The sequence below is a fragment of the Neptuniibacter sp. QD57_21 genome (assembly GCF_047778075.1).
Taxonomy (GTDB): Bacteria; Pseudomonadota; Gammaproteobacteria; order Pseudomonadales; family Balneatricaceae; genus Neptuniibacter.
The window spans coordinates 3,509,626-3,532,480 of the sequence record NZ_CP180549.1 but is presented as its reverse complement, the minus strand read 5'-3'; the positions used below and the strand labels follow the sequence as shown (position 1 = coordinate 3,532,480).

33 protein-coding genes are annotated in these 22,855 nt (G+C 47.2%); all 33 read left to right on the top strand.

The features are described from left to right. Positions 1 to 44: 44 nt before the first annotated feature. The 33 genes from rpoC (at position 45) to rplQ (ending at position 22,755) form a co-directional block, all read left to right on the top strand. Positions 45 to 4,271 (top strand): DNA-directed RNA polymerase subunit beta', encoded by a 4,227-nt coding sequence (gene rpoC / locus ACMXYS_RS16205; RefSeq protein ID WP_415897119.1) that lies wholly within the window; start codon positions 45 to 47, stop codon positions 4,269 to 4,271. A gap of 143 nt (positions 4,272 to 4,414) precedes the next feature. Then, the gene (gene rpsL / locus ACMXYS_RS16200; RefSeq protein WP_007021369.1) at positions 4,415 to 4,789 is read left to right on the top strand and encodes a 30S ribosomal protein S12; all 375 of its coding nucleotides are present in this window, start codon (positions 4,415 to 4,417) and stop codon (positions 4,787 to 4,789) included. Between the two features lie 121 nt (positions 4,790 to 4,910). Next, positions 4,911 to 5,381 carry a 30S ribosomal protein S7 gene (rpsG, locus tag ACMXYS_RS16195; protein WP_415882741.1) on the top strand — a complete coding sequence of 157 codons (471 nt, stop codon included), beginning with the start codon at positions 4,911 to 4,913 and terminating at the stop codon, positions 5,379 to 5,381. An 18-nt stretch (positions 5,382 to 5,399) separates the two neighbouring features. Continuing rightward, the gene (gene fusA, locus ACMXYS_RS16190) at positions 5,400 to 7,493 is read left to right on the top strand and encodes an elongation factor G (RefSeq protein WP_415897118.1); all 2,094 of its coding nucleotides are present in this window, start codon (positions 5,400 to 5,402) and stop codon (positions 7,491 to 7,493) included. A gap of 36 nt (positions 7,494 to 7,529) precedes the next feature. Further along, positions 7,530 to 8,753 (top strand): elongation factor Tu, encoded by a 1,224-nt coding sequence (tuf, locus tag ACMXYS_RS16185; protein ID WP_415882739.1) that lies wholly within the window; start codon positions 7,530 to 7,532, stop codon positions 8,751 to 8,753. Between the two features lie 221 nt (positions 8,754 to 8,974). After that, positions 8,975 to 9,286 (top strand): 30S ribosomal protein S10, encoded by a 312-nt coding sequence (gene rpsJ / locus ACMXYS_RS16180; protein WP_075174125.1) that lies wholly within the window; start codon positions 8,975 to 8,977, stop codon positions 9,284 to 9,286. 122 nt (positions 9,287 to 9,408) lie between these two features. Beyond that, positions 9,409 to 10,047 carry a 50S ribosomal protein L3 gene (rplC, locus tag ACMXYS_RS16175; protein ID WP_415882738.1) on the top strand — a complete coding sequence of 213 codons (639 nt, stop codon included), beginning with the start codon at positions 9,409 to 9,411 and terminating at the stop codon, positions 10,045 to 10,047. 11 nt (positions 10,048 to 10,058) lie between these two features. Continuing rightward, positions 10,059 to 10,664, top strand: coding sequence for a 50S ribosomal protein L4 (gene rplD / locus ACMXYS_RS16170; RefSeq protein WP_415889529.1), 606 nt, complete (start codon positions 10,059 to 10,061; stop codon positions 10,662 to 10,664). After that, entirely contained in the window at positions 10,661 to 10,957 is a 297-nt protein-coding gene (gene rplW, locus ACMXYS_RS16165) for a 50S ribosomal protein L23 (protein WP_299179655.1), read from the top strand. The genes rplD and rplW overlap by 4 nt, the downstream gene beginning before the upstream one ends. 15 nt (positions 10,958 to 10,972) lie before the next feature. Continuing rightward, positions 10,973 to 11,800 carry a 50S ribosomal protein L2 gene (rplB, locus tag ACMXYS_RS16160; protein ID WP_415882736.1) on the top strand — a complete coding sequence of 276 codons (828 nt, stop codon included), beginning with the start codon at positions 10,973 to 10,975 and terminating at the stop codon, positions 11,798 to 11,800. Positions 11,801 to 11,812: 12 nt separating this feature from the next. Continuing rightward, positions 11,813 to 12,088 carry a 30S ribosomal protein S19 gene (rpsS, locus tag ACMXYS_RS16155; protein ID WP_415882735.1) on the top strand — a complete coding sequence of 92 codons (276 nt, stop codon included), beginning with the start codon at positions 11,813 to 11,815 and terminating at the stop codon, positions 12,086 to 12,088. Positions 12,089 to 12,099: 11 nt separating this feature from the next. Beyond that, positions 12,100 to 12,429 (top strand): 50S ribosomal protein L22, encoded by a 330-nt coding sequence (gene rplV / locus ACMXYS_RS16150; protein ID WP_415884689.1) that lies wholly within the window; start codon positions 12,100 to 12,102, stop codon positions 12,427 to 12,429. 23 nt (positions 12,430 to 12,452) lie between these two features. Further along, on the top strand, positions 12,453 to 13,133 hold the full coding sequence (gene rpsC, locus ACMXYS_RS16145; RefSeq protein ID WP_415882734.1) for a 30S ribosomal protein S3: 681 nt from the start codon (positions 12,453 to 12,455) through the stop codon (positions 13,131 to 13,133). Positions 13,134 to 13,144: 11 nt separating this feature from the next. Continuing rightward, a complete protein-coding gene (rplP, locus tag ACMXYS_RS16140) occupies positions 13,145 to 13,558 on the top strand; it encodes a 50S ribosomal protein L16 (protein ID WP_415882733.1) in 414 nt (137 codons plus the stop codon). Continuing rightward, positions 13,558 to 13,749, top strand: a complete 192-nt coding sequence (gene rpmC, locus ACMXYS_RS16135) for a 50S ribosomal protein L29 (protein ID WP_299179666.1) — start codon at positions 13,558 to 13,560, stop codon at positions 13,747 to 13,749. Before rplP ends, rpmC begins: the two co-directional genes overlap by 1 nt. A gap of 2 nt (positions 13,750 to 13,751) precedes the next feature. Beyond that, positions 13,752 to 14,015 (top strand): 30S ribosomal protein S17, encoded by a 264-nt coding sequence (rpsQ, locus tag ACMXYS_RS16130; protein WP_292949289.1) that lies wholly within the window; start codon positions 13,752 to 13,754, stop codon positions 14,013 to 14,015. 74 nt (positions 14,016 to 14,089) lie between these two features. Beyond that, the gene (gene rplN, locus ACMXYS_RS16125) at positions 14,090 to 14,458 is read left to right on the top strand and encodes a 50S ribosomal protein L14 (RefSeq protein WP_007021360.1); all 369 of its coding nucleotides are present in this window, start codon (positions 14,090 to 14,092) and stop codon (positions 14,456 to 14,458) included. Positions 14,459 to 14,560: 102 nt separating this feature from the next. After that, on the top strand, positions 14,561 to 14,875 hold the full coding sequence (gene rplX / locus ACMXYS_RS16120; RefSeq protein WP_415886125.1) for a 50S ribosomal protein L24: 315 nt from the start codon (positions 14,561 to 14,563) through the stop codon (positions 14,873 to 14,875). Positions 14,876 to 14,886: 11 nt separating this feature from the next. Continuing rightward, positions 14,887 to 15,426, top strand: coding sequence for a 50S ribosomal protein L5 (rplE, locus tag ACMXYS_RS16115; protein ID WP_415882731.1), 540 nt, complete (start codon positions 14,887 to 14,889; stop codon positions 15,424 to 15,426). Positions 15,427 to 15,438: 12 nt separating this feature from the next. Next, positions 15,439 to 15,744 carry a 30S ribosomal protein S14 gene (gene rpsN, locus ACMXYS_RS16110; protein WP_415882730.1) on the top strand — a complete coding sequence of 102 codons (306 nt, stop codon included), beginning with the start codon at positions 15,439 to 15,441 and terminating at the stop codon, positions 15,742 to 15,744. Between the two features lie 80 nt (positions 15,745 to 15,824). Continuing rightward, positions 15,825 to 16,217: a 30S ribosomal protein S8 gene (gene rpsH / locus ACMXYS_RS16105; RefSeq protein WP_415882729.1), complete on the top strand. Its 393-nt coding sequence runs from the start codon at positions 15,825 to 15,827 to the stop codon at positions 16,215 to 16,217. A gap of 13 nt (positions 16,218 to 16,230) precedes the next feature. Beyond that, a complete protein-coding gene (rplF, locus tag ACMXYS_RS16100; protein ID WP_415882728.1) occupies positions 16,231 to 16,764 on the top strand; it encodes a 50S ribosomal protein L6 in 534 nt (177 codons plus the stop codon). Positions 16,765 to 16,777: 13 nt separating this feature from the next. Then, positions 16,778 to 17,128, top strand: a complete 351-nt coding sequence (rplR, locus tag ACMXYS_RS16095; protein WP_415882727.1) for a 50S ribosomal protein L18 — start codon at positions 16,778 to 16,780, stop codon at positions 17,126 to 17,128. An 11-nt stretch (positions 17,129 to 17,139) separates the two neighbouring features. Beyond that, on the top strand, positions 17,140 to 17,640 hold the full coding sequence (gene rpsE, locus ACMXYS_RS16090; protein WP_297309703.1) for a 30S ribosomal protein S5: 501 nt from the start codon (positions 17,140 to 17,142) through the stop codon (positions 17,638 to 17,640). 6 nt (positions 17,641 to 17,646) lie between these two features. Further along, positions 17,647 to 17,826: a 50S ribosomal protein L30 gene (gene rpmD / locus ACMXYS_RS16085; protein WP_415882726.1), complete on the top strand. Its 180-nt coding sequence runs from the start codon at positions 17,647 to 17,649 to the stop codon at positions 17,824 to 17,826. 15 nt (positions 17,827 to 17,841) lie between these two features. Beyond that, positions 17,842 to 18,276 carry a 50S ribosomal protein L15 gene (gene rplO / locus ACMXYS_RS16080; RefSeq protein ID WP_415897117.1) on the top strand — a complete coding sequence of 145 codons (435 nt, stop codon included), beginning with the start codon at positions 17,842 to 17,844 and terminating at the stop codon, positions 18,274 to 18,276. Continuing rightward, positions 18,277 to 19,605, top strand: a complete 1,329-nt coding sequence (secY, locus tag ACMXYS_RS16075) for a preprotein translocase subunit SecY (protein ID WP_415882724.1) — start codon at positions 18,277 to 18,279, stop codon at positions 19,603 to 19,605. 20 nt (positions 19,606 to 19,625) lie between these two features. Continuing rightward, positions 19,626 to 19,742 carry a 50S ribosomal protein L36 gene (gene rpmJ, locus ACMXYS_RS16070; RefSeq protein WP_007021200.1) on the top strand — a complete coding sequence of 39 codons (117 nt, stop codon included), beginning with the start codon at positions 19,626 to 19,628 and terminating at the stop codon, positions 19,740 to 19,742. A 147-nt stretch (positions 19,743 to 19,889) separates the two neighbouring features. Beyond that, positions 19,890 to 20,246 carry a 30S ribosomal protein S13 gene (rpsM, locus tag ACMXYS_RS16065; protein ID WP_415882723.1) on the top strand — a complete coding sequence of 119 codons (357 nt, stop codon included), beginning with the start codon at positions 19,890 to 19,892 and terminating at the stop codon, positions 20,244 to 20,246. A 25-nt stretch (positions 20,247 to 20,271) separates the two neighbouring features. Further along, the gene (gene rpsK, locus ACMXYS_RS16060) at positions 20,272 to 20,661 is read left to right on the top strand and encodes a 30S ribosomal protein S11 (protein ID WP_415882722.1); all 390 of its coding nucleotides are present in this window, start codon (positions 20,272 to 20,274) and stop codon (positions 20,659 to 20,661) included. 15 nt (positions 20,662 to 20,676) lie between these two features. Next, positions 20,677 to 21,297 carry a 30S ribosomal protein S4 gene (rpsD, locus tag ACMXYS_RS16055; protein ID WP_415882721.1) on the top strand — a complete coding sequence of 207 codons (621 nt, stop codon included), beginning with the start codon at positions 20,677 to 20,679 and terminating at the stop codon, positions 21,295 to 21,297. 24 nt (positions 21,298 to 21,321) lie between these two features. After that, complete coding sequence (locus ACMXYS_RS16050) at positions 21,322 to 22,326, top strand: DNA-directed RNA polymerase subunit alpha (protein WP_415882720.1); 1,005 nt, start codon at positions 21,322 to 21,324, stop codon at positions 22,324 to 22,326. Between the two features lie 39 nt (positions 22,327 to 22,365). After that, a complete protein-coding gene (gene rplQ, locus ACMXYS_RS16045; protein WP_415882719.1) occupies positions 22,366 to 22,755 on the top strand; it encodes a 50S ribosomal protein L17 in 390 nt (129 codons plus the stop codon). Positions 22,756 to 22,855: the final 100 nt, after the last annotated feature.

Genomic DNA, 22,855 nt, shown 5'->3' with positions numbered 1-22,855 from the left:
CTTCGGGCGGCCTCAAGCAAGAACTCCGTTAGGAGCTTGAAAGAATGAAAGATCTGCTGAATCTGCTGAAAACACAGGGCCAATCTGAAGAGTTCGACTCTATCAAGATCACTCTGGCCTCTCCGGAAATGATCCGTTCATGGTCGTACGGTGAAGTTAAAAAGCCGGAAACTATTAACTACCGTACGTTCAAGCCAGAACGTGAAGGTCTATTCTGTGCCAAAATATTTGGTCCAGTAAAAGACTACGAGTGCTTGTGCGGTAAATATAAGCGCATGAAACACCGCGGTGTTATCTGTGAGAAGTGTGGCGTTGAAGTAACGCTAGCTAAAGTTCGTCGTGAGCGTATGGCGCACATCGAACTTGCTTCTCCTGTAGCGCACATTTGGTTCCTTAAGTCTCTGCCATCCCGTATCGGTTTGATGCTGGATATGACGCTACGTGATATCGAACGTGTTCTTTACTTCGAATCTTTTGTAGTAATCGATCCAGGCATGACTACGCTTGAGCGCGGTCAGCTACTGAACGATGAGCAGTACTTTGAAGCGCTAGAAGAGTTCGGTGATGACTTCGACGCACGTATGGGTGCAGAAGCTGTTAAAGAGCTATTGTCTTCTATTGAGCTTGAAGAAGAAGTTAATCAACTGCGTGAAGAACTACCGCAGACTAACTCTGAAACTAAGATCAAGAAGCTTTCTAAGCGTCTTAAACTACTAGAAGCTTTCTACAAGTCAGGCAACAAGCCTGAGTGGATGATTCTTGAAGTACTACCAGTACTTCCACCAGATCTTCGTCCGCTAGTACCACTAGATGGTGGTCGTTTCGCGACATCTGATCTTAACGATCTTTACCGTCGTGTTATCAACCGTAACAACCGTCTTAAGCGTCTACTTGACCTTAATGCTCCAGATATCATCGTACGTAACGAAAAACGTATGTTGCAGGAATCTGTTGATGCATTGCTAGATAACGGCCGTCGCGGTCGTGCGATTACTGGCTCTAACAAGCGTCCTTTGAAATCTTTGGCTGATATGATCAAAGGTAAGCAGGGTCGTTTCCGTCAAAACCTTCTAGGTAAGCGTGTTGACTACTCTGGCCGTTCTGTAATCGTGGTAGGTCCGTACCTACGTCTACACCAGTGTGGTCTTCCTAAGAAGATGGCACTTGAGCTATTTAAGCCATTCATCTTCTCCAAGCTAGAGCTTCGTGGTCATGCGACTACAATCAAAGCTGCTAAGAAGATGGTTGAGCGAGAAGAAGCACTAGTTTGGGATATCCTAGACGAAGTAATCCGTGAGCACCCTGTACTACTTAACCGTGCTCCAACACTTCACCGTCTTGGTATCCAGGCATTTGAGCCGGTACTGATCGAAGGTAAAGCTATTCAGCTACACCCACTAGTTTGTGCGGCATACAACGCCGACTTCGACGGTGACCAAATGGCTGTACACGTTCCACTGACTATTGAAGCTCAGTTGGAAGCGCGTGCGTTGATGATGTCTACAAACAACGTACTATCACCTGCTAATGGTGAGCCGATCATCGTACCTTCTCAGGACGTTGTATTGGGTCTTTACTACATGACTCGTGAGCGTGTGAATGCGAAAGGTGAAGGCATGGTATTTGCCGACATCGAAGAGATTCAGCGTGCACAAGGCGCAGGTCAGCTAGATCTTCAAGCGAAGATTAAAGTACGTGTTACTGAAAGCATTCGTGACATCGAAGGTAACCTAGAAACGATTACTGAAATGAAAGAAACAACGGCCGGTCGTGCTTTGTTGTTCGCAATCGTTCCAGCAGGTCTACCTTACGAGCTTGTTAACCAGCCAATGAAGAAGAAAGCGATCTCTCGCCTTCTTAACGAAGCGTACCGTCGCTGTGGTCTGAAAGATACAGTTATCTTTGCTGACCAACTGATGTACATGGGCTTCCGTCAGGCAACTATGTCTGGTGTTTCTATCGGTGTTAACGACTTCGAAATTCCAGCTGAGAAAACAACTATTATCGATGAAGCAGAAGCTGAGGTAATGGATATCGAACGTCAGTTCGCTGATGGTTTGGTAACTCAGGGCGAGAAATACAACAAAGTTATCGATATCTGGTCTCGTGCTAACGAATTGTTGGCTAAGAAGATGATGGATAACTTGAAGACTGAGCCGGTTATTACAAAAGATGGTGAAGAGTCCGAGCAGGAATCTTTCAACTCTGTATACATGATGGCCGATTCCGGTGCCCGTGGTAGTGCTGCACAGATTCGTCAGTTGGCGGGTATGCGTGGTCTGATGGCTAAGCCGGATGGCTCAATCATCGAAACACCGATCACTGCGAACTTCCGTGAAGGTCTAAACGTACTTCAGTACTTTATCTCTACTCACGGTGCTCGTAAGGGTCTAGCCGATACGGCATTGAAGACAGCTAACTCCGGTTACCTAACGCGTCGTCTAGTAGACGTGGCACAAGACGTAGTTATCACAGAACATGATTGTGGTACTGAAGAAGGTCTTGTGATGGTACCTCTGATCGAAGGCGGTGACGTAGTAGTTGCGCTGGGTGATCGTGTACTAGGTCGTACAGTGGCTGTTGATGTTCTAGACCCGCAGGGTGTAGAAGTTCTAATCGAAGCGGGTACGCTTATCGATGAAGCGTGGAAGCATCGCCTAGAAAACGACGAGAAGTACTCTTCTATCGATGAGATTATCGTACGTAGTGCAATCACGTGTCGTACTCGTCATGGTATCTGTGCAAGCTGTTACGGTCGTGATCTAGGTCGTGGTCACTTGGTTAACCCAGGCGAAGCAGTAGGTGTTATCGCTGCTCAGTCAATTGGTGAGCCAGGTACACAGCTAACAATGCGTACGTTCCACATTGGTGGTGCGGCATCACGAGCAGCTGCTGTAGACAGCATTCAGGTTAAGAATGGCGGTGAAATTCGTCTTCACAACCTTAAGTTTGTAGAGCGTCCAGATGGTGCTTTGGTTGCAACTTCTCGTTCTGGTGAACTAGGTGTAACTGATGAGCACGGTCGTGAGCGTGAGCGTTACAAGCTTCCATACGGTTCTGTGATCAAAGTTAAAGACGGTAGCTCTGTTGAAGCAGGCGACATCGTAGCTAACTGGGATCCACATACTCACCCAATCATCTCTGAGGTGGCGGGTAAGGTTGAGCTTTCAGGCATGGAAGACGGTATTACCGTTAAGAGCCAGACTGATGAGCTAACAGGGCTATCTACAACTGAGGTATTGGACGTTAAAGATCGTCCAGCAGCAGGTAAAGATATCCGTCCTATGATCAAGCTATTGGATGCGAAAGGTAATGAAGTAATGCATCCAGGTACAGATTCTGCAGCGCAGTATCTACTACCAGCTAAAGCGATCATGAACCTTAGCGATGGCGCTGAAGTACAAGTAGGTGACGTTCTTGCACGTATTCCTCAAGAAGGTACTGTGAACAAGGATATCACCGGTGGTCTGCCGCGAGTTGCGGATCTATTCGAAGCACGTAAACCTAAAGAGTCTGCGATTCTTGCAGAAGTTTCTGGTCTAATCGGCTTCGGTAAAGAGACTAAAGGCAAGAAACGTCTTGTGATCTCTCCTAGTGATGCAGAGCCACATGAAACAATGATCCAGAAATGGCGTAACCTGAACGTGTTCGAAGGTGAACATGTAGAGAAGGGTGAGGTTGTTTCTGACGGTCCGTCTAACCCGCATGACATTCTACGCGTACTAGGTGTAGAAGAACTGGCGAAATACATCACTGGTGAAATCCAGGACGTATACCGTCTACAGGGTGTAGGCATCAACGATAAGCACATCGAAGTAATTGTTCGTCAGATGCTGCGTAAAGTTGAGATCGTATCTGCGGGTGATTCTACATTCATCCCAGGTGATCAGGTTGAATACCAGGCTGTATTGGCAGAGAACGAAGAGCTAGAGGCTGCTGGTAAGATCCCAGCTAAGTACGATCGCGTACTATTGGGTATCACTAAGGCATCTTTGGCTACTGAGTCCTTTATCTCAGCAGCATCCTTCCAGGAAACAACTCGAGTTCTAACGGAAGGTGCGGTAACAGGTAAGCAGGACTTCCTGCGCGGCCTGAAAGAAAACGTGGTAGTAGGTCGTCTGATCCCAGCGGGTTCAGGTCTTGCTTACCATGAAGAGCGTAAGCGCAAGCGTGCTCAACCTTCTGAAGGTGAGTCCGTGACAGTAAGTGCTGAAGAGGTTCAGCAGGCACTGACAGAAGCGCTAAATGCTTCAATGCCAGATGCTGAATAACAATTTATTCGAAAATATTGAATAAATAGTATCCAGTATTTGACGTTTAGGGCCGGAATTGATTAAAATTCCGGCCCCTTTGTGATTGGATTGTGTAAATCCAATTTTTTTATGGTGTTAAATCAAAACGTGGAGTTTGCTTAATGGCAACGATTAACCAGCTGGTACGTAAACCACGTAAACGCAAAGTTCAGCCAAGCGATGTTCGTGCATTGCAGGCTTGTCCTCAGCGTCGTGGCGTTTGTACCCGTGTATACACCACTACTCCGAAAAAACCGAACTCAGCACTACGTAAAGTATGTCGTGTTCGTTTGACCAACGGCTTCGAAGTTGCTTCCTACATTGGTGGTGAAGGTCACAACTTGCAGGAGCACAGCGTTGTTCTAATTCGTGGTGGTCGTGTTAAGGACCTTCCTGGTGTTCGCTATCACACAGTTCGTGGCGCACTAGATTGCTCAGGTGTTAATGAGCGTAAGCAAGGCCGTTCTAAGTACGGTGCTAAGCGTCCTAAGTCTTAATCGTCGTCCCAACATAGTGCTTTAGTTATCTAAACACTGTGTTGAATACACGGTAAGAGTAAGGCCTAGCATCAATTGCTTGGAATACCTGAAGACCTTTTAATTTATTGAGGGCTTATCAATGCCTAGAAGACGCGTCGCTGCAAAGCGCGAAATTTTACCGGATCCTAAATTCGGAAGCACAGTTCTTGCTAAGTTTATCAACCATGTAATGGTTCACGGTAAGAAGTCTGTAGCTGAGAAGATCGTTTACGGTGCTCTAGATAAAATCGAAGAGCGTTCTGAACAAGATCCAATCGAGCTATTCGAAAAAGCTCTAGAAGCTATCCAGCCAGCGGTTGAAGTTAAATCCCGCCGTGTTGGTGGTGCTACATACCAAGTACCAGTTGAAGTACGTCCCGCTCGTCGTATGGCTCTAGCTATGCGTTGGGCTGTAGACTCTGCTCGTGGTCGTGGTGAGAAGTCAATGGCTCTGCGTCTAGCAGGCGAGTTGATGGACGCTGCTGAAGGCCGTGGTGCTGCAGTTAAGAAGCGTGAAGACGTACACCGTATGGCTGAAGCGAACAAAGCATTCGCTCACTACCGCTTCTAAGATACTGAGGATTAAGTCGTGGCTCGTAAAACTCCTATCGCACGTTACCGTAACATCGGAATTTGTGCGCATGTAGATGCCGGTAAAACGACTACAACTGAGCGCGTCCTGTTCTACACCGGTCTTTCTCATAAGATCGGTGAAGTACATGATGGCGCTGCGACAATGGACTGGATGGAGCAAGAGCAGGAGCGTGGTATTACAATTACTTCTGCTGCAACTACTTGCTTCTGGAAGGGTATGAACCAGCAGTTCGATGATCATCGTATTAATATCATCGATACTCCTGGGCACGTTGACTTCACCATCGAAGTAGAGCGCTCACTGCGTGTGCTTGATGGTGCGGTTGTTGTGTTATGTGCATCTTCCGGTGTCCAGCCTCAGACAGAAACGGTTTGGCGTCAAGCTAACAAATATGAAGTTCCGCGCATGGTATTCGTCAATAAGATGGATCGCCTTGGTGCGGATTTCTTCATGGTTGTAGATCAGTTAAAAGATCGTCTTGGCGCTAATGCTGTACCAATCAATTTCCCGATTGGCGCAGAAGAAGATTTTGTTGGTGTTGTCGATCTGGTTCGCATGAAAGCCATTATGTGGAATGAAGCGGATCAGGGTATGACCTACGAGCTGGAAGATATTCCAGCTGATTTGCAAGATAAAGCTGATGAGCTTCGCGAGGAGCTAGTTGAAGCTGCTGCTGAAGCATCAGAAGAGCTGATGGAAAAATACCTTGAAGAAGGTGATCTATCAGAGGAAGAGATTAAACAGGGGCTTCGTGCTCGTACCTTGGATAACGATATCGTTCTTATGCAGGCTGGTTCTGCGTTTAAGAACAAAGGTGTTCAAGCTGTTTTGGATGCGGTTATCGAATACATGCCATCTCCGATCGAGGTTAAATCGATCGAAGGTACGCTAGATGATGAACAGGAAACTGTTGCACAGCGTGAGGCTGATGATGATGCGCCGTTCTCTGCGCTTGCATTTAAAATTGCTACAGACCCATTTGTGGGTACGCTTACGTTCGTACGTGTGTACTCGGGTGTTCTTAAATCGGGTGATGCGGTCTTTAACTCTGTTAAGGGTAAAAAAGAGCGTGTTGGTCGTATGGTGCAGATGCATTCTAACAACCGTGATGAGATTAAAGAGGTTCGCGCAGGCGATATCGCAGCTCTAATTGGTATGAAGGATGTAACTACGGGTGATACTTTATGTGATGGTGACAATAAAATTGTCCTTGAGCGTATGGAGTTCCCTGCACCAGTTATCTCTGTAGCGGTTGAGCCTAAGTCTCAAGCTGATCAAGAGAAAATGGGTATTGCGCTAGGTAAGCTTGCGCAAGAAGATCCATCTTTCCAAGTTGAAACAGATCAGGAGACGGGTCAGACAATTATTTCCGGTATGGGTGAATTGCACCTTGATATTCTCGTGGATCGTATGAAGCGTGAATTTAAGGTTGAAGCCAATATCGGTAAACCACAGGTAGCCTACCGTGAGAAGATCCGTCAGTCTGTTGACGCAAACCACAAGTTTGTACGTCAATCAGGTGGTCGTGGTCAATATGGTCATGTTGTCGTTGAATTTAGCCCTTCTGATGAAGAGGGTCTAGAGTTTATCAACGAGATTGTCGGTGGTGCTATTCCTAAGGAATACGTCCCAGCTGTACAGAAAGGTATTGAGGAACAGATGCATAACGGTGTCATTGCTGGCTACCCGTTAATCGGCCTTAAAGCACGTTTGTACGATGGGTCCTTCCATGATGTTGACTCCAACGAAATGGCGTTTAAAATCGCTGCATCTCAGGCGCTTAAAAAGTTCGCGCAAGAAGCAAATGCGTGCTTGTTAGAGCCGATGATGAAAGTTGAAGTTGTAACCCCAGAAGATTACATGGGTGACGTGATGGGTGACCTGAACCGTCGTCGTGGTCTTGTACAGGGGATGGAAGACAGTTCTTCGGGTAAGATTATCAACGCTCATGTTCCGCTGGGTGAGATGTTCGGTTATGCAACCGACCTACGCTCCGCGACACAGGGTCGTGCGACTTACTCGATGGAGTTTCTCGACTACGCTGAAGCGCCACAAAATGTCGCTGACGCTGTAATCAATCAGAACTAATATTTTTATTCGCCTAATTACTTGAGGTAATGAAAAGTGGCTAAAGAACAATTTGAACGCTCAAAACCGCACGTTAACGTTGGTACAATCGGCCACGTTGACCACGGTAAAACTACTCTAACAGCAGCTCTAACTCGCGTATGTGCAGAAGTATGGGGCGGCGACGCTGTTGCATTTGACGGTATCGACAACGCTCCAGAAGAGCGTGAGCGTGGTATCACAATCGCAACTTCTCACGTTGAGTATGATTCTCCAGAACGTCACTACGCACACGTAGACTGTCCAGGCCACGCCGATTATGTTAAGAACATGATCACTGGTGCTGCACAGATGGATGGCGCGATCCTTGTATGTGGCGCGACTGATGGTCCAATGCCACAGACTCGTGAGCACATCCTACTATCTCGTCAGGTAGGTGTACCTTACATCGTAGTATTCCTAAACAAAGCAGACCTACTAGCAGAAGACTGTGGTGGTGCTGACTCTGAAGAATACGCTGAGATGCTAGAATTGGTTGAAATGGAGCTTCGTGAGCTTCTAGACCAGTACGAATTCCCAGGTGATGACACTCCAATCATCCCAGGTTCTGCTCTAATGGCCCTAAACGGCGAAGACGACAACGAACTTGGTACTACTGCTGTTAAGACTCTAGTTGAAACTCTAGACTCTTACATCCCAGAGCCAGAGCGTGCTATCGACGGTGCATTCATCATGCCTATCGAGGACGTATTCTCTATCCAGGGTCGTGGTACTGTAGTAACTGGTCGTGTTGAGCGCGGTATCATCAAGGTTGGTGAAGAAGTTGAAATCGTAGGTATCAAAGAAACTACGACTACTACTTGTACTGGTGTTGAGATGTTCCGTAAGCTTCTTGACGAAGGTCGTGCTGGTGAGAACGTTGGTGTTCTACTGCGCGGTACTAAACGTGAAGAGGTTGAGCGTGGTCAAGTACTAGCAGCTCCAGGTTCTATTACTCCTCACACTCGTTTCGAGGGTGAAGTATACGTACTATCCAAAGAAGAAGGCGGTCGTCACACTCCATTCTTCAAAGGTTACCGTCCACAGTTCTACTTCCGTACAACTGACATCACTGGTGCATGTGAGCTTCCAGAGGGTGTAGAAATGGTAATGCCTGGTGATAACGTTCAAATGGACGTTACACTAATCAACCCAGTAGCAATGGAAGAAGGTCTACGTTTCGCGATTCGTGAAGGTGGCCGTACTGTAGGTGCTGGTGTTGTATCTAAAATCGTTGAGTAATTAAAACTCTTTGATTTGAAAAAGCCCTCCTTGTGAGGGCTTTTTTGTGCCGACTTATAAGCTTGTTCGGGGGTGTAAGTATAGATTGTTTGTTAATTGTACAAATTAATCCTGCTTACTGTTGACCTTCGCAAGTGACATAAGTAGAATTTGCGTCCCCCTCATAGTAGGGGGAGGTCGGCGTATGCCGTAAAATTATTTTTTGGAAATGTGTGATCGAAATGCAGAATCAGAAAATTCGTATTCGTCTGAAAGCCTTTGATCATCGCTTGATCGACTCTTCTGCGCAGGAAATCGTAGATACTGCAAAGAGAACTGGCGCTCAAGTACGAGGTCCGATCCCACTTCCTACTCGCAAAGAACGCTACACTGTTCTGATTTCACCTCACGTAAACAAAGATGCGCGTGATCAGTATGAAATCCGTACACATAAGCGTGTTCTAGACATCGTTGAGCCAACTGAAAAAACAGTTGACGCATTGATGAAGCTAGATCTTGCTGCGGGTGTTGAAGTGCAGATCAGCCTCGGCTAAAAGGCAACTGCGCAGAGTTAATTTTAATTAATGAAGCGCTTATTTAGTGTGGAATGCTCTGGAAAGGGCAGCCGTAGTGGGTAACAGCCCCGTACACAACTGGCAAGAGGTTTTAAAAGAAAATGTCTGTAGGTCTTATCGGACGTAAAGCGGGTATGACTCGCGTCTTCACAGAAGACGGCGTATCCGTGCCAGTCACCGTCATCGAAGTGGAACCGAACCGTGTTACTGCTGTGAAAACAGAAGAAACCGACGGCTACCAAGCAGTGCAGGTTACTACTGGTGCTAAGAAGGCTAATCGCCTTTCTAAGCCAGAAGCTGGTAACTTTGCTAAAGCTGGTGTTGAAGCTGGTCGTGGTTTGTGGGAGTTCCGCCTGTCGGGTGGCGACGAAGTCAACGTTGGCGACGAGCTAACAGTTGCGCGCTTCGAAGCTGGTCAGAAAGTTGACGTAACAGGTCAGTCTAAAGGTAAAGGTTTCCAGGGTGGCGTTAAGCGCTGGAACTTCTCCATGCAGGACGCGACTCACGGTAACTCTCTTTCTCACCGTGCTCCGGGTTCTATTGGTCAATGTCAGACTCCTGGTCGTGTTTGGAAAGGCAAGAAGATGGCAGGTCAAATGGGTAATGCTCAGGTTACTGTGCAGACCCTAGAAGTTGTTCGCGTAGACGCTGAACGCAACCTGTTGTTGATCAAAGGTGCTGTTCCAGGCGCAACTGGCGGTGACGTAATCGTTAAACCAGCTGTTAAAGCTGGCGCCTAAGGGGGTTTGAAATGAATCTGAATTTAGCTGGAGCTAATGGTTCGGTTGAAGTTTCCGACCTGGCTTTTGGTAAAGAATTCAACGAAACGCTAGTTCACCAAGTGGTTACAGCTTACTTGGCTGGCGGTCGTCAAGGCACTAAAGCTCAGAAAAATCGTTCTGCGGTTTCTGGTGGTGGTGCTAAACCATGGCGTCAAAAAGGTACAGGTCGTGCACGTGCGGGAACTAGTCGTTCTCCAATCTGGCGTGCCGGTGGTGTTACCTTCGCGGCTCAGCCGCGTGACTACGCTCAGAAAGTAAATAAGAAAATGTACCGCGCAGCAATGCGTTGCATCTTCTCTGAGCTTGTACGTCAAGAACGTCTGGTTGTTGTTGAAGATTTCGCTTTGGAATCTCCAAAGACAAAACAGTTTGTGGCTAAGCTGAACGAGCTTGAGCTGACTAACGCACTGCTGATTACTGAAGATGTAGAGCAGAACTTGTACTTGGCTGCACGCAACGTACCACACGTTGATGTTCGTGACGCTGCGGGTGTTGACCCGGTTGCCCTAGTTGGCTTCGATAAAGTACTAGTTACTGTTGCTGCTCTGAAGAAAATCGAGGAGAAGCTGGCATGAAACAGGAACGCATTTATCAAGTGCTGCTGGGTCCGCACATCTCCGAGAAAGCTACTATCGTAGCTGATGGTTCTCAGCAAGTGGTATTCCGTGTGGCTAAAGACGCTACCAAACCAGAAATCAAGCAAGCAGTAGAAGAACTGTTCAACGTTAAAGTTAAAGGCGTGAACGTTCTTAATGCTAAGGGCAAAACCAAGCGTACACAGCGTGGTTTAGGCAAGCGTAGCGATGTGCGTAAAGCATATGTTGCACTAGCTGACGGCTCTGAGATTGATTTTCTTGGTGGCGAGTAATAGAGGGTATATAAAATGGCAGTGACTAAAACTAAGCCGACCTCTGCTGGACGCCGTCATGTAGTTAAAGTGACTAATACTGAACTGCATAAAGGCAAGCCTCATGCAGCTCTTGTTGAGAAAAAGAGCAAGAGCGGTGGTCGTAACCACCACGGTCGCATCACTACTCGTCATATTGGCGGTGGTCACAAACAGCAGTACCGTATCATCGATTTCCGTCGTAACAAAGACGGTATTCCAGCGACAGTTGAGCGTTTGGAATACGATCCAAACCGTTCTGCGCATATCGCACTAGTTGTATATGCAGACGGTGAGCGTCGTTACATCATTGCACCAAAAGGTGTTTCTGCGGGCGCTAAGATCATGTCTGGCGATTCTGTAGATATTAAGCCTGGTAACACTATGCCTCTACGCAACATTCCAGTGGGTTCTGTAATCCACTGTGTTGAGTTGAAGCCTGGTAAAGGTGCACAGATTGCTCGTTCAGCGGGCACATCTGCGCAGTTGGTTGCACGTGAAGGTGCTTACGCAACTCTTCGTCTACGTTCTGGCGAAATGCGTAAAGTCCTAGTTGAATGTCGTGCAACTCTGGGTGAAGTGAGCAACAGTGAGCACTCCTTGCGTCAGCTTGGTAAAGCTGGTGCTACGCGCTGGCGTGGTGTTCGTCCTACTGTTCGTGGTGTTGCGATGAACCCAGTAGACCACCCACACGGTGGTGGTGAAGGTCGTACTTCCGGTGGTCGTCACCCAGTGTCGCCATGGGGTGTTCCGACTAAGGGTTATAAAACTCGCAAGAACAAGCGTACTGATAAGTTGATCGTACGCCGTCGTAACGCTAAGTAAGAGGATACAGCTGTGCCACGTTCACTGAAGAAAGGTCCATTTATCGACCTTCACCTGTTGAAAAAGGTAGAGTCTGCAATTGAAGCAAACGACCGTCGTCCAATCAAAACTTGGTCACGTCGTTCTACGATCTTCCCGAATTTCGTAGGTTTGACAATTGCAGTACACAACGGCCGTCAGCATGTTCCGGTATTTATTTCCGAGGACATGGTTGGTCATAAACTGGGCGAGTTTGCTGTGACACGTACTTACCGTGGTCACGTAGTAGACAAGAAAGCCAAGCGATAAGGAGTTAGATGATGGAAGTTGCCGCTAAGCACAAAGGCGCCCGCATCTCTGCACAGAAAGCACGTCTGGTCGCTGACCAGATCCGTGGTAAGTCTGTCGGTGAAGCTCTGGATATCCTGGCGTATAGTCCTAAAAAAGGTGCGGCGCTTGTTAAGAAAGTACTAGAGTCTGCTATTGCTAACGCAGAGCATAACGAAGGTGCTGATATTGACGAGCTACGTGTTTCTACAGTTTTTGTTGATGAAGCAATGACTATGAAACGCATCAAGCCGCGTGCGAAAGGTCGCGCTGATCGTATTTTGAAGCGCTCCTGTCACATCACTGTAAAAGTGGCCGACTGAGCTGACTGCTAGGAGATTCCGTTATGGGTCAGAAAGTACATCCTACGGGTATTCGTCTCGGTATTGTTAAAGATCACACTTCTGTGTGGTACGCAGACAAGAGCGAATACGCAAGCAAGCTGCAGAACGATCTGCAGGTGCGTGAGTACCTGGACAAGCAGCTTGAAAAAGCATCTGTTAGCCGCATCGAAATCGAGCGTCCTGCACAGAATGCAAAAATTACTATTCACACGGCTCGTCCGGGCATCGTGATTGGTAAGAAAGGCGAAGATGTTGAGAAACTACGTAACACTGTATCTGAAATGATGGGTGTTCCAGTTCACATCAATATCGAAGAAATTCGTAAACCAGAACTAGACGCGCGTCTTGTTGCACAAGGTGTTGCAAGCCAGCTTGAGCGCCGTGTTATGTTCCGTCGTGCCATGAAGCGCGCGGTACAGAACGCAATGCGTCTTGGTGCTAAAGGTATCAAGATTCAGCTAGGTGGTCGTCTTGGTGGTGCCGAAATCGCTCGTAGCGAATGGTATCGTGAAGGTCGTGTGCCATTGCACACACTTCGTGCTGATATCGATTACGCTACTTATGAAGCGCACACTACTTACGGTGTGATCGGCGTTAAAGTCTGGATCTTCAAGGGTGAAGTTCTTGGTGGCATCGAACAAGTTCGTGCTGAAAAGAATGCGCCTAAGAAGAAAGGTAAGTGAGGTAGACGTCGATGCTACAACCAAAACGTCTTAAGTTCCGCAAAATGATGAAAGGCCGCAACCGCGGTCTAGCACAGCGCGGTAGCACTGTAAGCTTTGGTGAATTTGCACTGAAAGCGACCGGTCGTGGTCGTATCACTGCACGTCAGATCGAAGCAGCGCGTCGTACCATGACACGTCACGTTAAGCGTGGTGGTAAAATCTGGATCCGTGTGTTCCCAGACAAGCCAATTTCTAAGAAACCGCTTGAAGTACGTATGGGTAAAGGTAAAGGTGCGGTTGAGTACTGGGTTGCTCAAATCAAGCCAGGTAAGATTCTGTTCGAAATGAGCGGAGTTGATGAACAGCTTGCATCTGAAGCGTTCACCCTAGCTGCTGCAAAATTGCCTGTTGCAACAACCATTGTTAAACGGACGGTGATGTAATGAAAGCAACTGAACTACGTGAAAAGTCCGTTGATGAACTACAGCAAGAGCTGCTAGGTCTTCTAAAAGAGCAGTTTAACCTGCGCATGCAGAAGACAACTGGTCAGCTTGCTCAGAATCATCTTCTAGGACAGGTTCGTCGCGATATCGCTCGTGTGAAGACAGTACTCAACGAAAAGGCAGGTAACTAAGTATGAGCGCCGAAAAACGTACTCGAACTGTTACTGGTCGCGTTGTTAGCGACAAGATGGATAAAACCATCACAGTTCTGGTTGAGCGCAAAGAGAAGCATCCGATTTACGGAAAATTCATGAAGCGCTCTTCTAAACTGCATGCTCACGATGAGAAAAATGAGTGTCAGCAAGGTGACCTAGTTACCATCGCAGAAACTCGTCCTTTGTCTAAGAATAAGTCTTGGGCGTTGGTTCGTATTGAAGAGCGTGCAGCAAAGGTGTAAACTATCGCACCTTTGCTCCATTAGACGGTCCGTCCGCATTGCGGGCGGCCTAAAAATGTTTGTGGAGTAAGACCATGATTCAAACTGAATCTATGCTTGACGTAGCTGATAACAGTGGCGCTAAGCGAGTGCAGTGTATTAAGGTCCTTGGTGGTTCTCACCGCCGCTACGCTTCTGTAGGTGACATTATTAAAGTCACTGTTAAAGAAGCGATTCCTCGCGGTAAAGTGAAGAAAGGCCAGGTTCTTAACGCCGTAGTGGTACGTACCCGTAAAGGTGTTCGTCGTCCAGACGGTTCAGTAATCCGCTTTGATACTAACTCTGCGGTTCTACTGAATGCGAGCGACGCTCCAATCGGTACTCGTATCTTCGGCCCAGTGACGCGTGAACTTCGTTCAGAGAAGTTCATGAAAATCATTTCCCTGGCGCCTGAAGTGCTATAAAGATCGAACAAAATACTGTTCGGTTTATGTGAAAACGCTAACACCGGAAGGTGTTGGCGTTTTTGAGCATGAGAGGGTAGCAGGAAGCGATATAGGTAAATTATGCGCAAAATTAAACGTGACGATGAAGTAATTGTCATCGCAGGAAAAGACAAGGGCAAGCGTGGCACAGTCATGCGTGTTCTGGACGATCGTTTGATCGTTTCTGGTATCAACATGGTGAAGAAGCACACTAAGCCGAACCCAATGTTGGGTAAAGCAGGTGGCATCGTTGAGAAAGAAGCTGCAATTGCAGTTTCTAACGTAGCGATCTTCAACCCGCAGACTGGTAAGGGCGATCGTGTAGGCTTCAAAGTTCTTGAAGACGGCACTAAGACTCGTATCTTCAAGTCTACCGGCGAAGTAATTGGCGGATAAGGGGAGATATCATGTCTAGATTAAAAGCGCTTTATAACGATTCCGTTAAGCAGCAGCTTAAAGATGAGCTGAATTGCCCTAACGTAATGGCAGTTCCACGTTTGACTAAAATCACTCTAAACATGGGTGTTGGTGAGGCGTTGGGCGATAAGAAAATGCTTGAGAACGCTGTTGCAGATATGACTGCAATTGCGGGCCAAAAGCCAGTTGTATGTTTGGCACGTAAATCTATCGCGGGCTTCAAAGTTCGTGAAGGTTGGCCAATCGGCTGTAAAGTAACACTACGTGGCGAGCGTATGTGGGAATTCTTGGATCGTTTGGTAGACATCTCTATCCCGCGTATCCGTGACTTCCGTGGCCTAAACCCGAAATCTTTCGACGGTCGTGGCAACTACAGCATGGGTGTTAAAGAGCAGATCATCTTCCCTGAAATCGAATTCGATAAGGTTGATAAGATGCGTGGTATGGACATTACGTTCACTACAACTGCTAAGAACAATGATGAGGGTCGTGCTCTATTGGCTGCCCTGAACTTCCCGTTCCGTAAGTGATAGGCATACATCATGGCTAAAGAATCAATGAAGGCACGTGAAGACAAGCGTGCGAAGCTAGTTGCACAGTATGCTGAGAAGCGTGCTGCACTAAAAGCAATTATCAACAACCCTAATTCATCTGAAGACGAAGTTTGGGATGCAGTGATCGCTCTACAGAAGCTACCACGCGACTCAAGCAAATCTCGTCAGCAGCGTCGTTGCCAGATTACTGGTCGTCCACACGCTGTATACCGTAAGTTCGGTATTAGCCGTATCAAACTGCGTGAAGCAGCGATGCGCGGTGATGTTCCAGGTTTGAAAAAGGCTAGCTGGTAATCTCCAGTTAGTATAACGGTAAGCGCAGTGGCTAGGCCCTTTGGGGTACCGCACTGTGCTGCACAAGAGGAAGTAAATGCATGAGCATGCAAGATACTCTAGCGGATATGTTTACTCGTATTCGTAACGGTCATATGGCTGAAAAGCAGGCCGTATCTATGCCGTCTTCCAAAGTAAAAGTATCAATTGCCAAAGTTCTTAAGGACGAAGGTTACATCGTTGACTACGCAGTAGAAGGCGACGTAAAACCGGTTCTGAACATTGAGCTTAAATACTTTGAAGGAAAGCCGGTAATTGAAGAGATCAAACGCGTTAGTCGTCCAGGTCTGCGTATCTACAAGAACGCAAGCGAACTACCAAAAGTATCTGGTGGTCTGGGTGTAGCGATTATCTCTACAAGCAAAGGCGTAATGGCTGACCGCGCTGCACGTAGTGCTGGCGTTGGTGGCGAAGTAATCTGCACGGTATTCTAAGAGGTATTTCAATATGTCACGTATTGCAAAAAGCCCTGTTATCGTACCTGCAGGTGTTGAAGTTAAGATTGACGGTCAAACTGTCAATGTTAAAGGTAAAAACGGCCAGCTTTCTCTAGACGTTCACCCATCTGTTGGTGTTGACCTAGAAGAAGGTTCTTTGAAGTTCACAGCTCGTGAAGCTTCTAAGCTGTCTCTTTCCTTGTCTGGTACTACTCGCTCTCTGGTTAACAACATGGTTGTTGGTGTAACTGAAGGCTTTAAGAAAACTCTTGAGCTTCAAGGTGTTGGTTACCGTGCTGCTGCTAAAGGCAACACACTTAACCTTAACCTAGGTTTCTCGCACCCGATCGATTACGACCTACCAGAAGGTATCAAAGCAGAAACTCCTAATGTAACTACTATCATCCTTTCTGGCTCTGATAAGCAAGTTCTAGGTCAAGTTGCTGCTGAGATTCGTGCGTTCCGTCCACCAGAGCCTTACAAAGGTAAAGGTGTTCGTTATGCTGATGAGTATGTTCGCCGTAAAGAAGCGAAGAAAAAGTAAATAGGGCAGGGTTATGAACGCTAAGAAACAATCTCGTATTCGTCGTGCTCGCCGCTCTCGCCTTAAAATGCGTGAGTTAGGTGCAACACGTCTGTGCGTTACACGCACACCGCGTCACATCTACGCTCAGGTTATCTCTGCTGATGGTGCAAAAGTTCTTGCAGCTGCATCAACTGTAGAAAAAGATCTGCGTGAAACTGCTGGCGGTAACGTTGCAGCAGCAGAAAAAGTAGGCGCATTGATCGCTCAGCGTGCTAAAGAAGCTGGCGTATCTGAAGTAGCATTTGACCGTTCTGGTTACCAGTATCACGGTCGTGTTAAAGCTTTGGCTGATGCAGCCCGCGAAGGCGGCCTGGAATTCTAAAGGGATCGAATATGTCAAATCATGAACAGAAAGACGGCGATCTGCAGGAAAAGCTGGTTCAGGTTAACCGCGTCGCTAAAGTAGTAAAAGGTGGTCGTATCTTCGGCTTTACAGCACTAACTGTAGTTGGTGATGGTAAAGGTCGCGTAGGTTTCGGTCGTGGTAAAGCTCGTGAAGTTCCTGCTGCTATTCAGAAAGCAATGGAGCAAGCTCGTCGTAACATGGTTTCAGTTGAACTGAACGGCGACACGTTGCAGTACCCAATTAAAGCACGTCACGGTGCTTCTAAAGTTTACATGCAGCCTGCATCTCAAGGTACTGGTGTAATCGCAGGTGGTGCGATGCGTGCAGTACTAGAATTGGCAGGTGTCCATAACGTACTGGCTAAGTGCTACGGCTCTACTAACCCGGTTAACGTTGTACGCGCGACTGTTAAAGGTCTTGCTGCAATGAAATCTCCGGAAGATGTAGCTGCTAAGCGCGGTAAGTCCGTAGAAGACATTCTGGGGTAATCGACAATGGCTAAGACTGTTAAAGTAACACTAGTACGTAGCCCTATCGGTACTCTTCCTAACCACAAATTGTGCGTTAAGGGTCTAGGTCTACGCCGTATTGGGCACACAGTTGAAGTAGAAGATACTCCATCTGTACGTGGCATGATCAACAAAGTTAACTATCTGGTTCAGGTAGAAGACTAATAAGGGAGTTACAGCATGCGTCTGAACACTCTAAGCCCTGCTGAAGGTTCCAAGAAAGCGGCGAAACGCGTTGGTCGTGGCATTGGTTCCGGTATGGGTAAGACATGTGGCCGTGGTCACAAAGGTCAAAAATCCCGCTCTGGCGGTTCTGTAAAACCAGGTTTCGAAGGCGGTCAGATGCCTTTGCAGCGTCGTCTACCGAAATTCGGTTTTACTTCTCGTATTGCTCGTTACGTTACAGAGATTCGTCTGAACGAACTTGCTAAGATCGAAGCTGAAGTAATTGATCTAGATGCTTTGAAAGCAGCAGACATCATCAAGCAGGAAATCAAAACTGCTAAAGTGATCTTGTCTGGTGAGATCAATAAGGCTGTCACTGTTAAAGGTCTTAAAGTGACCAAAGGTGCACAGGCTGCTATCGAAGCTGCTGGCGGTAAAGTCGAGGCGTAAATGGCTAAAAAAGGACCTATACCAGCGGGCAACCAAAGCGGACTAGGTGAGCTTAAGTCTCGTCTACTTTTCGTTTTGATGGCGATCGTTGTTTATCGTATCGGTGCACATATTCCTGTACCGGGTATCAACCCAGATCGTCTGGCCGCATTATTTGATCAGAACCAGGGCACAATCCTGAGTCTCTTTAACATGTTCTCCGGTGGTGCACTGGAGCGTATGAGTATCTTGGCATTGGGTATCATGCCGTACATTTCTGCATCGATTATTATGCAGTTGATGACGGTAGTTAGCCCTACCTTGGCTCAGTTAAAGAAAGAGGGTGAGGCTGGTCGTCGTAAGATTAACCAGTACACTCGCTACGGGACTGTAGCGCTTGCAACTGTACAAGCCTTTGGTATGGCCGTAGGCCTAGCCAATCAAGGTGTATCGTTTACCGCGGATGCCAGCTTCTATTTTGTAGCTGTTGTAACTTTGGTAGCGGGTGCAGTATTCCTAATGTGGTTAGGTGAGCAAGTGACAGAGCGTGGTATCGGTAACGGTATCTCCATTCTGATCTTTGCTGGTATTGTTGCCGGTCTGCCAAGTGCGATCGGACAGGCCTTTGAAGCAGCGCGTCAAGGTGATTTAAACATCCTTGCGCTGCTAGCTATTGCTGTACTAGCGATTGCTACAGTTGGTTTTGTTGTGTTTATGGAGCGCGGCCAACGCCGTATCACCATTAACTACGCTAAACGCCAACAAGGTAATCGTGTGTTCGCGGCACAATCTAGCCACCTTCCATTGAAGGTCAACATGGCTGGTGTGATTCCGCCGATTTTTGCATCCAGTATTTTGCTTTTCCCTGCCTCTATGGGCCAATGGTTTGGTCAGAGTGAAGGCATGGATTGGCTGCAAAATGTTGCATTAGCGCTTGGCCCAGGTCAGCCGCTTTACATTTTGCTATTCTCGGTCGCAATTATATTTTTCTGCTACTTCTACACAGCGATTGTTTTCAATCCTAAGGACGTAGCAGATAACCTGAAGAAATCAGGTGCTTTTATTCCGGGTATTCGTCCAGGTGATCAATCCGCGCGTTACATTGATACCGTGCTGGGCCGATTGACCTTATTCGGTGCGCTTTATATTACTGCTGTATCTTTGATGCCTCAGTTCCTTGTAGTCGCAGCGAATGTACCGTTCTATTTCGGTGGCACCTCACTCCTGATCGTCGTAGTTGTCGTGATGGACTTTATGGCGCAGGTTCAGTCTCATCTGATGTCACATCAGTACGAGTCCCTGATGAAGAAATCTAATCTCAAAGGTGGCGGCGCAGGACTTTCGCGCTAAGGCCACAACTGGAGTAGATCATGAAAGTACGTGCATCTGTTAAAAAGATCTGTCGTAACTGCAAAATCGTTCGTCGTAACGGTTCAGTACGTGTGATCTGTAAAGTAGAGCCGCGTCACAAGCAGCGTCAGGGTTAATTAATCCCTGATTTGGGCGCAGATGGTGTGCAACACTTGATTTAATTTTAATCAATGTGTATTATTGCGCGCCTTCTGCGAACAGAACAAATTTTTATTGGTGTTTGATAATTTCAACAAACACCTTTTATTAAACGGAGTAATAGAATGGCCCGTATAGCTGGAGTCAACATTCCTGACAATAAGCATGCGGTAATTTCTCTGACTTACATTTACGGTATTGGCCGCACGACATCGTCTGCGATCTTAGAAACTTGCGGTATTGCACCGACTACTAAGATCTCTGATTTGTCCGATGAGCAATTGGACATCGTTCGTGGAGAAGTTGCTAAATTTACTGTTGAAGGCGACCTACGTCGTGAAGTATCCATGAGCATCAAACGTTTGATGGACCTTGGTTGTTTCCGCGGCATTCGCCACCGTCGTAACCTTCCGGTTCGCGGTCAGCGTAGTAAAACTAACGCGCGCACTCGAAAAGGCCCGCGTAAGCCGATCCGTAAATAAGTGGTAAGCGATAGGAATTCCGAATATGGCAAAGCCAGGTAATCGCACACGCAAAAAAGCGAAGAAGCAAATAGCGGATGGGTTCGCCCACATCCACGCTTCTTTTAACAATACGATCATTACAATTACCGATCGTCAGGGTAACGCTCTATCTTGGGCAACTGCGGGTGGCTCCGGCTTCCGTGGTTCTCGTAAGAGTACCCCTTTCGCTGCTCAGGTTGCGGCTGAGCGCGCTGGACAGGCTGCATTAGAATATGGCCTGAAAAACTTAGACGTATTTGTAAAAGGCCCAGGGCCAGGTCGCGAATCAGCGGTTCGTGCTCTGAACTCTGTAGGCTACAAAATTGCAAATATCACTGACGTGACGCCAATCCCTCACAATGGTTGTCGTCCACCGAAGAAACGTCGCGTTTAATCTGGAGACGGTAATATGGCTCGTTATCTTGGACCAAAGTGCAAACTGTCTCGTAGGGAAGGTACAGACCTATTCCTAAAGAGCGGTGTTCGCGCACTGGACAGCAAGTGTAAAGCTGAGACTGTCCCTGGTGTTCACGGCGCTCGTCGCGGTCGTTTATCCGACTACGGCCTGCAGCTACGTGAAAAACAGAAAGTTCGTCGTATGTACGGCGTACTGGAACGTCAGTTCCGCAGTTATTATAAAGAAGCGGCTCGTCGTAGCGGTGCAACAGGTGAAAACCTTCTGCAACTGCTAGAAGGTCGTTTGGACAATGTTGTATATCGCATGGGTTTCGGTTCTACACGTGCCGAATCTCGTCAGATCGTATCTCACCGCTCAATCACTGTTAACGGTCAGGTTGTGAACATCGCTTCCTACCAAGTTAAAGCAGGTGATGTTGTAGCAGTACGTGAAAAAGCTAAATCTCAGTTGCGTATAAAAAACGCTCTAGAACTAGCTGGCCAACGTGCAGCAGTTGAGTGGGTTGATGTAGACGCTGCAAAAATGGAAGGCACATACAAAGCCACTCCAGAGCGTTCTGATCTGTCCGCAGATATCAACGAACAGCTAATTGTAGAGCTGTACTCGAAGTAATTTTAACTTTAATTTGGTGGAAATATGCAGCGTTCGGTAAATGAGTTTCTAAGTCCACGTCATATTGACGTACAAGAAATCAGCAAAACGCGCGCTAAAGTGACTCTAGAGCCACTTGAGCGTGGATTTGGCCATACGCTGGGCAATGCATTACGCCGCATTCTTTTATCTTCTATGCCGGGTTGTGCCGTAACAGAAGTTGAGATTGAAGGCGTTTTGCATGAGTACAGCACAATTGAAGGTGTTCAGGAAGATGTAATTGAGATCCTCCTGAACCTGAAAGGGGTTGCAGTGTTGTTGCACAACAACGACGAAGTAACCCTGACTCTGAGCAAATCTGAAGCAGGTCCTGTAACTGCTGGTGATATTCAACTGAATCAGGATGTTGAAATCGCTAACCCGGACCACGTTATTGCTCACCTTAATGAAGGTGCGAGTCTAAACATGCAGCTAACTGTTGGTCGTGGCCGTGGTTACGTTCCAGCTGATCTGCGTGTTTCTGATGAAGAAGAGACTCGTGCAATCGGTCGTCTACAGCTGGACGCTACTTTCAGCCCAGTGCGTCGCGTTTCTTACGTAGTAGAAAGCGCGCGTGTAGAGCAACGTACTGACTTGGATAAACTGGTTATTGATATCGAATCTAACGGTACCATTGATCCAGAAGAAGCTATCCGTCGTGCGGCTACTATCCTTCAGCAACAACTTATTGTGTTTGTTGACCTGGAAGATGGTGCTGATCAAGCTAAGGATGAACCAGAAGAGCCGGAAATTGATCCAATTCTTCTGCGTCCTGTAGATGATCTGGAGCTGACTGTACGTTCCGCCAACTGTCTGAAGGCAGAACAGATCTACTATATTGGTGATCTGATTCAGCGTACAGAGGTTGAACTGCTTAAGACTCCGAACTTGGGTAAGAAGTCGTTGACAGAGATCAAAGACGTACTTGCATCTAAGGGCTTGTCCCTAGGTATGCGTCTTGAGAACTGGCCACCGGCTAGCCTGAAGAACGACGATAAAGTCGCTTCCTGATTCGGCGATAACAACTGACTGGTTTGGTAGGGATTTATCATGCGTCATCGTAAATCTGGTCGTAAATTAAGCCGTACCAGTGCGCACCGCAAAGCTATGTTTAAAAACATGGCAGTATCTTTGTTTGAGCACGAGTTGATTCGTACAACTCTGCCTAAAGCTAAAGAACTGCGCGGCTATGCAGAGCCACTGATTACACTAGCTAAAAACGACACTGTAGCGAACCGCCGTTTGGCATTCGCACGTACTGGCAGCAAAGTTGCTGTTGGTAAACTGTTCAACGAACTAGGTCCGCGTTATAACGCGCGTCCTGGTGGCTATGTTCGTATCCTGAAGTGCGGTTTCCGCCCAGGTGACAACGCTCCAATGGCTTACGTTGAGCTAGTTGATCGTCCAGCTGTAGAGGCTGCTGACGAAGCAGAAGATTAAGATTTCTTGATCTAAAAAAAACCCGGCTTTATGCCGGGTTTTTTATTACCTGAAATTTGGTAAAAACATTACTATTACCCTTCACATTGATTGTTCGATC